The organism is Nocardia sp. CA-151230 (assembly GCF_050942175.1).
Lineage (GTDB): Bacteria > Actinomycetota > Actinomycetes > Mycobacteriales > Mycobacteriaceae > Nocardia.
In genome coordinates this window covers 8,540,172-8,552,642 of sequence record NZ_CP192061.1, presented here as the reverse complement: position 1 = coordinate 8,552,642, position 12,471 = coordinate 8,540,172, and the positions used below count along the sequence as shown (strand labels likewise).

Below are 12,471 nucleotides of genomic sequence, written 5' to 3'. Positions count from 1 at the left end.
GCGGGCATATCATGCGAACATGACCGGAATGGACCGCCCTCGGCGGTTGCGCCGCACTCCCGCCATGCGCCGGCTCGTCGCCGAGACCAGCCTGGAACCGCGGCATCTGATTCTGCCCATGTTCGTCGCCGACGGGATCGGTGAACCGCACGAGATCTCCTCCATGCCAGGCGTTTTCCAGCACTCGATGGACTCGCTGCGGAAGGCGGCCGTGGAAGCGGTGGCCGCGGGCGTGGGCGGGCTCATGCTGTTCGGCGTGCCCACGCCGGAGGACAAGGACGCGCAGGGGAGTGCCGCCAGCGATCCGGACGGGATCCTGAACCGCGGCCTGCGCGCGCTGGTGCACGAGGTCGGCGGATCGACCGTGGTCATGGCCGACACCTGCCTCGACGAGTTCACCGACCACGGCCACTGCGGTGTGCTCGACGACAACGGCGCGGTCGACAACGACGCCACGCTGACCCGCTATGTCGAAATGGCGTTGGCGCAGGCCGAAACCGGCGCGGACCTGCTCGGCACCAGCGGCATGATGGATGGCCAGGTGGCCGCGATCCGTGCGGGCCTGGACGATGCCGGGTACTCCGACACCGGCATCCTCGCCTACGCGGCCAAGTACGCCTCGGCCTTCTACGGTCCCTTCCGGGAGGCCGTCGGCTCCTCGTTGCAGGGGGATCGGCGCACCTATCAGCAGGATGCGGCGAACCGCCGCGAGGCAATTCGTGAGCTGGAGCTGGATCTGCTCGAGGGCGCGGACATCGTCATGGTGAAGCCCGCCATGTCGTACCTGGACATTCTGCGCGAGGTCGCGGACCGCTCCACGGTGCCGGTGGCGGCCTATCAGATCTCCGGCGAGTACGCCATGATCACCGCGGCCGCCCAGCACGGCTGGATCGATCGCAAGGGCGCGGTGCTGGAGTCGCTGCTCAGCATCCGGCGCGCGGGCGCGGACATGGTGCTGACCTACTGGGCCACCGAGGCCGCGCACTGGCTGTCGTGAGCGTGACCGAGTAGCTCCGATCGTGAATCCGATGGTTCCGCCGGGTATTTCGCGCCCGGCTCCGGAAGACGTGCGCACCGCCTGCCAACTCTGGTACGCCACATTCGCTGTCGGGCTGGTGCAGTTGATCGCCTCGCTGGTGACGCAGTTCGGGCAGCGGCAGGAACTGGCGCAGCAGATGTTCGACCAGGTCAAGGAGCAGCAGCCGGCCGTCACGCTGACACAGGTACAGGCCTGGATGGCAATCGTATTCGTCCTGGTCGGCCTGTTCTGGCTGGTGCTCACCGGCGCCGGAGTGGCCGTGGTGTACCAGCTGGGACGCGGAAAGGCCTGGGCGCGAGCGCTTCTCACCGGGTTCGGCGTCTTCCTGGTGCTCGGCGCCGCGGGCACGCTGTTCGGCATCGGGGTCAAGGAGGGTGCGGCCGCGCTGGTCGCCGGCGGGGCCGGAATCGTGGCGGCGGTGCTGGCGGGCGGGGCCGTATTCCTGTGCTATCGAAGCGAATCCGAGGCATTCTTCCGTCCCGGACCGCAGTAGGTACGCCTGAGTTTGTGACAAGCGTACTAGCGGGTATGGTGAGGGCAGTCACAGAGAATTCGGGAACCGAGTGCCGGTCGTCATACGTTGTGTCATGGCGCATTCGGCTCCGGGAAGGCGGAGGCAACGATGCGAGTGGTGATCCAGCAGCCGCACAGCCTGCGGCGCGATGTGCTGGTGCTGAGTCTGCTGTTTCTGTTCGGGCTGCTCACCCTCGCCGTGCTGTTGATTCCGGGCCTGGCCCGCTGAGCGAATCCACGATCTTTACGCTCGACCTATGAGTGAGGCCATCAACACCCCCGGGGCCGTGCTGTTCTCCGAGCCCGGTGCGCGCTGGCGGACCATCGCCTACGGACCCGCGCTGTGCACGATCATCCTGGTCATCGAGGTGATCCGGGGCGGCGCCATCCACTGGTTCGGGCTGGTCTTCTGCGCGGTGCTGCTGGCCGGATTCGTGTGGCTGCAGGTGGTGGCGGGCAAGCGGCACATCAGTGTCGAGCTGACGCCGGAGCAGCTGCGCGAGGGCACGGAGGTGGTGCCGCTGCGCGACATCGCCGTGGTGCTGCCGGAGGAGGACGAGGAGTCCTGGGAGTATGAGGACTGGCAGTCGGCGCGGGCGCTGGGCGAGCTGACCGGAGTACCGCGGCGGCGCAAGGGAATCGGGCTGAAGCTGACCGATGGGCGGCTGGTGCAGGCGTGGGCGCGGGATCACGTCACGCTGCGCGCCGAGCTGACGACCGCGCTGGAGCGGGTGCGCGGTACCGATGGCGACCCTGGCACCGATGACGAGCCTGGCACCGATGACGAGCGCGGGTCGGACGACGAGCGGAAGGAAGCGCTGTGATGCGATGGCTGACCGTATTCGCCGAGTTCGTGCTGGTACCGGTGCTGGTGGTGGCGGCGGTGTGGTGCTGGCACAACGGGATTCGCACCACTGTCTTCAAGTCGCAGGGTGAGGCGCCCGCGTTCACCGCGACGCGGTACATCGCGCCCTGGCTGGCGGGGTGCGCGGTGCTGGCCATCATGTCCGGGCTGGCGCTGATCGACGTGGTGGCGCGGGCAGTTCGGCTCGCGCGCTGAGCTTTTCGCGCCACGCCGCGCAAGGGGGTGCGAAGTCCGGATTCGCCTTGGAGGCGTCCGGGCGCGCGCGGAGAATCATGGGCATGAAGCGCACAGATCTCGTGAAACGCATCGCCACCGCGGTGCTGGCCACGGGGGTCGTCGGCGTCGCGGCGGTGGCTCCGGTCGCCGCCGCTCCGGTCGATGCCGTCCCGGATTACCAGTCACACGCGGTCGCGGTGTCCTGGCAAGACCTACTATCGCCCCAGCTGAATTGCCTGCTGTCCACCGGATGGGCGGCGTTCTGCCTGGGGATTCCGCTCCCGTAACGGGTCGCGGCGGCGCGACCGCAGACCGCGCCGCCGTCTCCGCTGCGGAAAAAGGTGTCAGCCCCGCTTACGCGAGGACCTGGTCATACGTGAGAGAAAGCCTCAGCCCCAGTTCTGGTAAATATCCAGCACACGTCCTCCTCGGTTGCCCGGCAGATCGAGGAAGATCGCGATGTTGCCGTCGGGATGATCGGCGGCCTCCGCGATCACCTGGCGGAGCGAGGCGTGCACGCCACCCTTGTCGTCCTTGTAGATGGTGGTGTCGGGCTGCAGGCCCGCCCCCATCCGGTTCAGTGGCACAACCATGCTGATCACCGCAGGCACGGGGCCATCGGCGAGCGCGGCGGTCTCACTGTGGGACAGCGCCACCCCCACCCGCCCCTGATCGATCTGCACCACCGGCACCGCCGCTGCCGCTACTCCGGCCCCGGCGGCGAGCCCGGCCGTCACCGCGACGATCCCAACCCCGATTCGAATGACCCGCATACGTCCCGCCCTCTCTTCCGAGCTGTCTCCTGCGTCGAGACATTACGCACCAGCAATCATGTAGCGAATAACGTTGTACGAAACTGGACTCCGGCGTGTTGCCCCACCGTCCCAGCGAGCCACATCGGAGTCCGCGCACTGCAATTCGGGGTCCTGCGGCCACGGGCTGGGCGGGGACTGGCGGGTATGTGCTGCCCGCCGGCCAGCGGATGAACCGCCATCGGTTTTCGCGTGCCCGGTAGCGGTCGCGACGGTCTCTCCGCACTCGGCGGACCCGGCATCAGGCCGTTCACCATCGTCGCGTCGGGCCGCCCGATGGTTCGGCCGATGCCGCGGGGAGTTCGGCCGAGGCGGTACCGGCATCGTGGGCTCGGGCAGCCGGGGTGGGTGACCCGGCAGCCTTCGGGATGCGGTGTTCGTCACGGGGTGCGAGGATGGCGGGTTGGCTGTGGGAAGGGCCACTCGACTACACCCTGTCGTCGACGGGGGCAGGGGCGGCTGAGAGACTGGGTGCCGTGAGTTCTTCTCCGCGTGTGAGCCAGGTGTCGGTCCCGGTCTCAGCCCAACTTTTCGAACGCGCCGCGGCGGTCATCCCGGGTGGCGTGAATTCGCCCGTGCGTGCGTTCAACTCCGTGGGCGGCACGCCGCGGTTCATCGCCTCCGCACGCGGTTGCACGCTGACCGACGCCGACGGCAACGACTACGTGGACCTGGTGTGTTCGTGGGGCCCGATGATTCTCGGGCACGCGCACCCGGCGGTGGTCGAGGCGGTGCAGCGGGCGGCCACGGGCGGGCTGTCCTTCGGCGCGCCGACCGAGGCGGAAATCGAGCTCGCCGAGGCCATCGCGGGCCGGGTCGCGCCGGTGGATCGGGTGCGGCTGGTGAACTCCGGCACCGAGGCCACCATGAGCGCGGTCCGGCTGGCGCGCGGTTTCACCGGGCGCGGCAAGATCATCAAGTTCAGCGGCTGCTACCACGGGCACGTGGACGCGCTGCTGGCCGACGCCGGGTCGGGCGTGGCCACCCTGGGCCTGCCGACCTCGCCGGGCGTGACCGGTGCTCAGGCGGCCGACACCCTCGTGCTGCCCTACAACGATCTCGACGCGGTGGCCGCCGCATTCGCCGCCCACCCGGGTGAGATCGCCTGCGTCATCACCGAGGCCGCGGCGGGCAACATGGGCGCGGTCGCGCCGGTGGCCGGATTCAACGAGGGGCTGCGCCGGCTCACCACCGAGCACGGCGCGCTGCTCATCATGGACGAGGTCATGACCGGGTTCCGGGTGAGCCACTCGGGCTGGTTCGGCATCGACGGCGTGGCCGGTGATCTGTACACCTTCGGCAAGGTGATGAGCGGTGGCCTGCCGGCCGCGGCGTTCGGCGGGCGTGCCGACATCATGAATCACCTGGCGCCGCTGGGTCCGGTCTATCAGGCGGGCACCCTCTCCGGTAACCCCGTCGCGGTGGCCGCCGGCCTGGCCACGCTGCGTGCCGCGGACGAGCAGGTGTACGCGACGCTGAACAAGAACGCCGAACGGCTGGGCGCGCTCATGACCGAGGCGCTGACCGCCGAGGGCGTCCCGCACCGGGTGCAATTCGCGGGCAATATGGTGAGCGTGTTCTTCGCCGAGAACCCGGTCACCGACTACGCCGCCGCCAAGGCGAGCGAAACCTGGCGTTTCCCAGCCTTCTTCCACGCGCTGCTGGATGCCGGTGTGTACGCGCCGCCGAGCGCCTTCGAAGCCTGGTTCGTCTCGGCCGCCCTCGACGAGGACGCGTTCGACCGCATCGCCGCCGCCCTCCCCGCCGCCGCGCGCGCCGCGGCGGCCGCCACCCCCGAAGGATCCGCCGCGTGAGCTTCGCCCACCCCGACTCCGGCATACCCGCACCCACCCAACACGAGGTTCCCCTCTCCGCCGCCGAGGCCACCCGCCTCTTGGACTCGATCCGTCAGGCCGAAGAGGAACTGGCCGAAACCGGCGAACACATCGCCGTCTCCCCGGCCGAACCCGCTTCCGCCCCAACGGAATCCGACACTTCCGGTGCAGTAGCCGCTGTCGAATCCCCTGCCGGGGAAATCGAATCCGGCGCGGCCGCTGCCTCGCAGAGCGCGGCGGGCCCGGCCTCCGATGCTTCCGAGGCCCGGGACGCCGCAGCCGATGCGATCGGCACCGGTGCTGCCGAGGACGAGCGCGCCGCCGAAAGCGCGTCCGATGACACCACGCCGGTAGTCGAGGCTGCGGTGTCCGCGGCTGAGGAGTTCGCTACCACTGCCGGGTCCGAAACGGATGCGGATGACACCGATGCGGGTGAATCCGCTGCGCCGGTTGCGCCGTTCTCGTCCGAGATCGTGGTCGAGATCGATCCCGATGCGGGTGAACCCGGTGAATCGGGCACGGAATTCGCGGCCGCGGACGATTCGGATGAGGCTGTCGCCGGTGCCGGCGTGGCCTCCGGCACCACGGGCGGGTTGATCCTGCCGGGTGATGTGGCGAGCGATCTCGAGACGATCGTGCACGTCATGCGGCACGGCGAGGTCCACAATCCCAAGGGCATCCTGTACGGCCGGCTGCCCGGGTTCCAGCTGTCGGTGACCGGGCGGGCGCAGGCGCAGGCCGTGGCGCGGTCGCTGGCGGATCACGACATCGCGCTGGTGGTGGCGTCGCCGCTGCAGCGGGCGCAGGAGACCGCGGATCCCATTGCGTCGGGCCACGGTCTGGTGATCCGGACCGACGACAATCTGATCGAGGCCGGCAATACCTTCGAGGGGCTGCGGGTCTCGGCGGGGGACGGCGCGCTGCGCAAGCCCCGGCACTGGTGGAAGCTGCGCGACCCGTTCACGCCGTCCTGGGGTGAGCCGTATCTGCAGATCGCGCACCGCATGCTGGCCGCGGTGAACAAGGCGCGGGTGGAGGCCGCCGGCCGGGAGGCCGTGCTGGTCTCGCATCAGCTGCCGGTCTGGACGCTGCGCCGCTTCCTGCAGGGACAGCGGCTCTGGCACGACCCGCGGCACCGCCAGTGCTCGCTCGCCTCGCTGACTTCGCTTGTCTACCAGGGCGATACCTTGATCGACATCGTCTACTCGGAGCCGGCGGGCACCTCGGATCCCAAGGTGACCGGGGCATGAGCCGCGCCATCGCGTCCCGGCCCGCCCGCCGCCCGCTGCGCCGGGTCGCGGCGTTGCTGGCCGGTGTGAGTGTGATGGCCGTGCTCGCCGGGTGTTCGACGGCGGGCAAGGACGCGGTGGCCCAGGGCGGCACCTTCGACTTCGTCTCCCCGGGCGGCAAGACCGAGATCTTCTACGATCCGCCGTCCTCGCGCGGCACCATCGGCAAGCTGTCCGGCCCGGATCTGCTGCACGACGGCAAGACCACGTCGGTGGACGATTTCCCCGGCAAGGTCGTCGTCCTCAATATCTGGGGCCAGTGGTGTGGCCCGTGCCGCGCGGAAGCGCCCGCGCTGGAACAGGTCTACGAGGCGAGCAAGGACAGGGGTGTCGCGTTCCTGGGCATCAATGTCCGTGACAACCAGAAGGACAAGGCCCAGGACTTCGTGACCGACAACAAGGTCGGTTACCCCTCCATCTACGACCCGTCCATGCGCAGCCTGCTCGCGCTCGGCGGCAAGTTCCCCACCAGCGTCATTCCCACCACCATCGTGCTGGACAAGCAGCACCGGGTGGCGGCGGTGTTCCTGCGCGCCCTGCTGGCGGAGGACCTGCAGCCGGTGGTGGACAAGCTCGCGCAGGAGCAGGCGTGAACCACGTGACCTACCTGGCGAGCGTGGGGGATTCGTTCCAGCAGACCGCCGCCACCGGACCGCTGCTGCTGGCGCTGGGCGCGTGCATGCTCGCCGGTCTGGTGTCGTTCGCCTCGCCGTGCGTGGTGCCGCTGGTGCCCGGCTACCTGTCGTACCTGGCCGGTGTGGTGGGCGCGGAGGCCCCGCCGGTGACGGTGGAATCGGCCAGGACCACCAGAACCGCTGTGGCGGGCCGCAATTCCGCGCGCCTGCGGGTGGCGGGCGCGGCGGGCCTGTTCGTGGCGGGCTTCACCGTGGTGTTCGTGCTGGCCTCGGCGACCGTGTTCGGCGCGATCCAGGTGCTGAACGTCAATCGTGATCTGCTGCAGCGCATCGGCGGCGTGGTGACCATCGTGATGGGCCTGGCGTTCATCGGTCTCATTCCGGCGCTGCAGCGCGACACCCGAATGGAGCCGCGCCGGCTGAGCGGCCTCATCGGGGCTCCGCTGCTGGGCGCGGTCTTCGCGCTCGGCTGGACACCGTGCCTGGGTCCGACGCTGTCGGGCGTGATGGCGGTGTCGGCGGGCACCGAGGGCACCACCGCGGTCCGCGGTGTGGCCCTCATCGTGGCCTACTGCCTGGGCCTTGGCCTGCCCTTCGTGATCCTGGCCTTCGGCTCGGCGACCGCGCTGCGCGGCGTCGGCTGGTTGCGCCGTAATTCCCGCACCATTCAGGTGATGGGCGGTCTGCTGTTGGTGGCCGTCGGCATCGCCCTGGTGACCGGGGCGTGGGACCAGTTCGTCTCCTGGGTCCGCGACGCCTTCGTCTCGAATGTGACCCTGCCGATCTGACATGACTGCCACCATCGAAACCCCCAGCGCCCCCGTCCGTCCGCCGCGTCAGTCGCCGCTGCGGCGCGTACTCGGCGTCCTGCGCAATACCTGGCGCGGACTGACCAGCATGCGCACCGCGCTGATGCTGCTGTTCCTGCTGGCCCTGGCCGCCATCCCGGGCGCGCTGCTGCCGCAGCGCAGTCTGAACGCCGGCAAGGTCGACGACTACATCCGCAACCGGCCGACCCTGGGCCCGTGGATGGACCGGCTGCAACTGTTCGACGTGTTCTCCAGCTTCTGGTTCACGGCCGTGTATGTGCTGCTGTTCATTTCGCTGGTGGGCTGCATCCTGCCGCGCTGTGTGGACCACTACCGCGCGCTGCGGACGCCGCCGGTCAAGGCGCCGCGCAACCTGTCTCGCCTGCCGCATCACTGGTCGGGGACCGAGGCGGCCACCCCGGAGCAGGTGATCGAGCGGGCTCGCGGTCAGATGCGCGGCTGGCGCACGGTCGTGCAGCCGGGCGATCGCGAAGGGGAACTGACCCTTTCGGCGGAGAAGGGCTACACCCGCGAGCTCGGCAACCTGGTTTTCCACCTGGCGCTGGTGGGCCTGCTGGCGGCGATCGCGGTCGGCAAGCTGTTCGGCTACGAGGGCAATGTGGTCGTGCTCGCCAATGACGGCCCGGGTTTCTGCACCACCTCGCCCGCGGTGTTCGACTCGTTCCGTGCGGGCAATGTGAACGACGGCACCGGCCTGACGCCGATGTGTGTGCGGGTCAAGGACTTCCGGGCCGACTACCTGCAGAACGGCCAGGCCTCCATGTTCACCTCGAACATCCAGTACCAGACCGGTAAGGACCTGAACTCCGACACCTGGCGGGACACCACCATCCAGGTGAACCATCCGCTGCGGGTCGCCGGCGACCGGGTCTACCTGCAGGGCCACGGTTTCGCGCCCAAGTTCACGGTGACCTTCCCGAACGGCCAGACCCGCACCGAGGCCATCCAGTGGAAGCCGGACGACGCCACCACCTTCCTGTCCTCGGGTGTGCTGCGCATCGATCCGCCGGGCGGCATGTATCCGAACGAGGAGGAGCGCCGCAAGCATCAGGTCGCGATCCAGGGCCTGTTCGCGCCGACCGCGCTCATGCACGGGCAGCTGCTGACCTCCATGTATCCGGCCATGAAGGATCCCGCGGTGGCGATCGACATCTACCAGGGTGATACCGGCCTGGACACCGGCCGTGCGCAGTCGTTGTTCGCGCTGGACCCGGAGATGATCAAGCAGGGTCGCCTGGTGAAGGAACAGCGGGTGAACCTGAAGCCCGGCGAGTCCGCGGCCCTGTCCGACGGCACCAAGGTCACCTTCGACGGCGCGGAAGAGTTTGTGAACCTGCAGGTTTCGCACGATCCGGCACAGCAGTGGGTGCTGGTGTCGGCGCTGACCATGATGGCGGGCCTGCTGGTGTCGCTGCTTGTGAAGCGCCGGCGCATCTGGTTGCGGGTGTACCCGGGTACCGAAACCGACGGGGTACGACGTACCGTAGTAGAAATGGGCGGATTGGCCCGCACCGACCAGGCCGGGTGGGGCGGCGAGTTCGACCGCCTGCGTGAGCGGCTGCTGACGGGAGAGAAGTAATGCCGATCGACGAGAACATCGCCTCCTACAGCGATCTCGCGTTCAAGTCGGCCATCGTGATCTACGCGCTGGTCTGGATCATGCTGGTCTGGCAGTTCGCCCTCACCCGCACGGTGCCGACGGCCGCCGCCCGCCAGTTGGTGACGTCCGGAGGCGGTTCCGGCATCGTCGACGAGCCGCCCGCCAATGTGCCCGGCAAGGTGCAGCCGCGCGGGGGCGAGCGCCCCTTCTCGGAGCGTCTGGGCAACATGGCCTTCGCTGTGCTGTTCGTGGGCTTCGGCGTGCACCTGGTCTCGATCGTGCTGCGCGGCTTCGCGACCCACCGCTTCCCGCTGGGCAATATGTTCGAGTTCATCTCGATGGCCACCGGCGCGGCCGTGCTGCTCGGCCTGATACTGCTGCGCGACCAGCGCTATCGCGGCATGTGGTCGTTCCTGCTGGTGCCGGTGCTGATCCTGCTGTTCCTGGCGGGCACCAAGCTGCATGTGGACGCGGCCCCCGTGGTCCCGGCCCTCAAGTCCTACTGGCTGCCGGTGCACGTCACCGTGGTGTCGATCGGTTCGGGCGTCTTCCTGGTCTCCGGTGTGGCGAGTCTGCTGTTCCTGTTCCGGCTCTGGCAGCCCGCGGGCGCGGAGTCGGACACCATCCTCGGCCAGCTGGCCCGCCGCCTTCCCGACGCCCAGCTGCTGGACCGGCTCGCCTACCGCACCACCATCATCGGCTTCCCGATCTTCGGCGCCGGCGTCATCCTCGGCGCGATCTGGGCCGAGGCGGCCTGGGGCCGGTTCTGGGGCTGGGATCCCAAGGAGACCTGCTCCTTCATCGCCTGGGTCCTCTACGCCGCCTACCTGCACGCCCGTGCCACCTCCGGCTGGCGTGACACCAAGGCCGCCTGGATCAATATCGCCGGTTTCGTGGCCATGCTCTTCAACCTCTTCATCATCAATATCGTGGTCAGCGGTCTGCATTCGTACGCGGGTCTGAACTGACCCGAGAGGCGTCCTGAACTGGCCCAATGGGTTTCGGAAGGTCCCGGCACGTTTCAGTGCCGGGGCCTTCTTCTTTTTCCGGGAGCTTCCGATCGGTGCTCAGGGGCTGTACCGTATTAAGCGACCGTGATTAGAACACGTTCTAGTTTTAGTGAAGGGGCTCGTCATGGCAGTGGCGCCGCAGAGTCGGGTTCGGAAGGTGCGGGAGATCGACGTGGGCGAGGCGCCCACGCGGTACGCACGCGGATGGCATTGCCTCGGGCTCGCGAAGTCGTTCCGGGACGGGAAGCCGCATCAGGTCTCCGCATTCGGGACCAAGCTGGTGATCTTCGCCGACAGCAAGGGTGAGCTGCACGTGCTCGACTCCTACTGCCGGCACCTGGGCGGCGACCTCAGCATGGGTGAGATCAAGGGTGATTCCATCGCCTGCCCGTTCCACGACTGGCGCTGGGGCGGCAATGGGAAGTGCACCGGGATTCCGTATGCGCGGCGGGTGCCGCCGCTGGCACGGACGCGGTCGTGGATCACGTTGGAGCGCAACGACCAGCTCTACGTGTGGCACGACCACGAGGGCAACCCGCCGCCGGACGAGGTGACGATCCCCTACATCGAGGGCCCGTACACCGATGCCGAGGGCAAGGGCACCGAGGGGCTCGCCGACGGCTGGACCGAGTGGACCTGGGAGTCCATGGTGATCGAGGGCTCCAACTGCCGCGAGATCATCGACAACGTCGTGGACATGGCCCACTTCTTCTACATCCACTACGCGTATCCGACGTTCTTCAAGAACGTCTTCGAGGGCCACGTCGCCACCCAGTTCCTGGACTCCACGGCGCGCCCGGACAAGGGCATGGCCACGCAGTACGGCGGCAACTCGACGCTGAAGTCGGTGGCCTCGTACTTCGGGCCGTCCTACATGGTGAATCCGCTCGTCAACAACTACAGCGGCTTCGAGCTCGAGACCGTGCTCATCAACTGCCACTACCCGATCTCGCAGGACGCGTTCGTGCTGCAGTACGGCATGTCGGTGCGCAAGCCGCAGGGCATCGACGATGCCTCGGCCGATCGGATCGCGAAGAAGATGACCGTCGGCATCGGTGAGGGCTTCCTGCAGGACGTCGAGATCTGGAAGCACAAGTCCAAGATCGAGAATCCGCTGCTGACCGAGGAGGACGGGCCGGTCTACCAGCTGCGTCGCTGGTACGAGCAGTTCTACGTGGACGTCGCCGACATCGACCCGAAGTCGGTGCAGCGCTTCGAGTTCGAGGTCGACACCACCAAGGCCAATGAGGCGTGGGAGGCGGAGGTCGCCGAAAACCTCAGGCGCAAGGCGGAAGAGGACGCCGTCAGCCACTGACGGGGATCGGGTTCGGGACGGTCCGGGCGGGCGCGGTACTGCGCACCCGCCCGGACCGTCGTCAGTTGGCGGCCGCGGTGACCGCCGCGATCAGTGCCTCGCCGGTGTAGGCGCGGCCGCCGATGCCCCAGGCGCCGTCGAGGGCATTGAGGATATTGACCCAGATGTCCTCGCGCCGATGGCCTGCGGTGGTGAGCCCCGCGACGATGTCGGTGGCCGCGCTGATGAAGGCCGCGCGGGCGTCCGGGTCGGGCAGGCCGATATTGGGCAGCTTGAGTTCGACCATGACGATCGGCCGGTTCTCGCCGCCCGCGTAGATGTCCTCCGGCGGCAGCAGATGCACGCTGCCGCCGATGATTCCGGTGAAGAAGTCATTGCCGGCGCCGCCGCTGACCTCGGCCAGGGCCGCGGTGAGGGCGGGCAGGATCTCGCGTTCGCCGCGGGCGGTGAGGGCGCCGCGCGGTGCGGTCACGGTGATGGGCACTGGGCTCTCCGTTCTCGAGTGCTAGTAC

At 68.6% G+C, this 12,471-nt stretch carries 14 protein-coding genes; 12 read left to right on the top strand and 2 right to left on the bottom strand.

Annotation, left to right across the window (positions count from 1 at the left end):
* Positions 1-19: 19 nt before the first annotated feature.
* The 5 genes from hemB (at position 20) to ACQP1O_RS39990 (ending at position 2,920) form a co-directional block, all read left to right on the top strand.
* Positions 20-997 carry a porphobilinogen synthase gene (gene hemB / locus ACQP1O_RS40010; RefSeq protein WP_433563463.1) on the top strand — a complete coding sequence of 326 codons (978 nt, stop codon included), beginning with the start codon at positions 20-22 and terminating at the stop codon, positions 995-997.
* 22 nt (positions 998-1,019) lie between these two features.
* Positions 1,020-1,532, top strand: coding sequence for a hypothetical protein (locus ACQP1O_RS40005; RefSeq protein WP_433563462.1), 513 nt, complete (start codon positions 1,020-1,022; stop codon positions 1,530-1,532).
* Positions 1,533-1,809: 277 nt separating this feature from the next.
* Positions 1,810-2,376, top strand: a complete 567-nt coding sequence (locus tag ACQP1O_RS40000; protein ID WP_433563461.1) for a hypothetical protein — start codon at positions 1,810-1,812, stop codon at positions 2,374-2,376.
* Positions 2,376-2,612, top strand: coding sequence for a hypothetical protein (locus tag ACQP1O_RS39995; protein WP_433563460.1), 237 nt, complete (start codon positions 2,376-2,378; stop codon positions 2,610-2,612). The genes ACQP1O_RS40000 and ACQP1O_RS39995 overlap by 1 nt, the downstream gene beginning before the upstream one ends.
* An 83-nt stretch (positions 2,613-2,695) precedes the next feature.
* A complete protein-coding gene (locus ACQP1O_RS39990; protein WP_433563459.1) occupies positions 2,696-2,920 on the top strand; it encodes a hypothetical protein in 225 nt (74 codons plus the stop codon).
* 102 nt (positions 2,921-3,022) lie between these two features.
* On the opposite strand, the gene ACQP1O_RS39985 is transcribed toward ACQP1O_RS39990, so the two are convergent.
* Positions 3,023-3,370, bottom strand: a complete 348-nt coding sequence (locus tag ACQP1O_RS39985; protein ID WP_433563458.1) for a hypothetical protein — start codon at positions 3,368-3,370, stop codon at positions 3,023-3,025.
* 551 nt (positions 3,371-3,921) lie between these two features.
* On the opposite strand from ACQP1O_RS39985, the gene hemL reads away from it, so the two are divergent.
* The 7 genes from hemL (at position 3,922) to ACQP1O_RS39950 (ending at position 11,959) form a co-directional block, all read left to right on the top strand.
* Positions 3,922-5,259 (top strand): glutamate-1-semialdehyde 2,1-aminomutase, encoded by a 1,338-nt coding sequence (gene hemL, locus ACQP1O_RS39980; protein WP_433563457.1) that lies wholly within the window; start codon positions 3,922-3,924, stop codon positions 5,257-5,259.
* 665 nt (positions 5,260-5,924) lie between these two features.
* A complete protein-coding gene (locus tag ACQP1O_RS39975) occupies positions 5,925-6,530 on the top strand; it encodes a histidine phosphatase family protein (RefSeq protein WP_433567951.1) in 606 nt (201 codons plus the stop codon).
* Complete coding sequence (locus tag ACQP1O_RS39970; protein WP_433563456.1) at positions 6,527-7,162, top strand: TlpA family protein disulfide reductase; 636 nt, start codon at positions 6,527-6,529, stop codon at positions 7,160-7,162. Before ACQP1O_RS39975 ends, ACQP1O_RS39970 begins: the two co-directional genes overlap by 4 nt.
* A 5-nt stretch (positions 7,163-7,167) precedes the next feature.
* A complete protein-coding gene (locus ACQP1O_RS39965; protein WP_433567950.1) occupies positions 7,168-7,992 on the top strand; it encodes a cytochrome c biogenesis CcdA family protein in 825 nt (274 codons plus the stop codon).
* A 1-nt stretch (position 7,993) separates the two neighbouring features.
* A complete protein-coding gene (resB, locus tag ACQP1O_RS39960; RefSeq protein ID WP_433563455.1) occupies positions 7,994-9,613 on the top strand; it encodes a cytochrome c biogenesis protein ResB in 1,620 nt (539 codons plus the stop codon).
* Positions 9,613-10,602, top strand: coding sequence for a c-type cytochrome biogenesis protein CcsB (gene ccsB / locus ACQP1O_RS39955; protein ID WP_433563454.1), 990 nt, complete (start codon positions 9,613-9,615; stop codon positions 10,600-10,602). Before resB ends, ccsB begins: the two co-directional genes overlap by 1 nt.
* A gap of 166 nt (positions 10,603-10,768) precedes the next feature.
* Complete coding sequence (locus tag ACQP1O_RS39950) at positions 10,769-11,959, top strand: Rieske 2Fe-2S domain-containing protein (RefSeq protein WP_433563453.1); 1,191 nt, start codon at positions 10,769-10,771, stop codon at positions 11,957-11,959.
* A 61-nt stretch (positions 11,960-12,020) separates the two neighbouring features.
* Here ACQP1O_RS39950 and ACQP1O_RS39945 read toward each other — a convergent pair whose 3' ends face one another.
* Positions 12,021-12,443 (bottom strand): hypothetical protein, encoded by a 423-nt coding sequence (locus tag ACQP1O_RS39945; RefSeq protein ID WP_433563452.1) that lies wholly within the window; start codon positions 12,441-12,443, stop codon positions 12,021-12,023.
* Positions 12,444-12,471: the final 28 nt, after the last annotated feature.

What these genes read in the sequence shown, in the direction of transcription:
- hemB (WP_433563463.1), top strand. Translation starts at nt 20, where the DNA reads ATGACCGGAATGGACCGCCCTCGGCGGTTGCGCCGCACTCCCGCCATG.
- ACQP1O_RS40000 (WP_433563461.1), top strand. Translation starts at nt 1,810, where the DNA reads ATGAGTGAGGCCATCAACACCCCCGGGGCCGTGCTGTTCTCCGAGCCC.
- ACQP1O_RS39995 (WP_433563460.1), top strand. Translation starts at nt 2,376, where the DNA reads ATGCGATGGCTGACCGTATTCGCCGAGTTCGTGCTGGTACCGGTGCTG.
- ACQP1O_RS39990 (WP_433563459.1), top strand. Translation starts at nt 2,696, where the DNA reads ATGAAGCGCACAGATCTCGTGAAACGCATCGCCACCGCGGTGCTGGCC.
- ACQP1O_RS39975 (WP_433567951.1), top strand. Translation starts at nt 5,925, where the DNA reads ATGCGGCACGGCGAGGTCCACAATCCCAAGGGCATCCTGTACGGCCGG.
- ACQP1O_RS39970 (WP_433563456.1), top strand. Translation starts at nt 6,527, where the DNA reads ATGAGCCGCGCCATCGCGTCCCGGCCCGCCCGCCGCCCGCTGCGCCGG.
- resB (WP_433563455.1), top strand. Translation starts at nt 7,994, where the DNA reads ATGACTGCCACCATCGAAACCCCCAGCGCCCCCGTCCGTCCGCCGCGT.
- ccsB (WP_433563454.1), top strand. Translation starts at nt 9,613, where the DNA reads ATGCCGATCGACGAGAACATCGCCTCCTACAGCGATCTCGCGTTCAAG.
- ACQP1O_RS39950 (WP_433563453.1), top strand. Translation starts at nt 10,769, where the DNA reads ATGGCAGTGGCGCCGCAGAGTCGGGTTCGGAAGGTGCGGGAGATCGAC.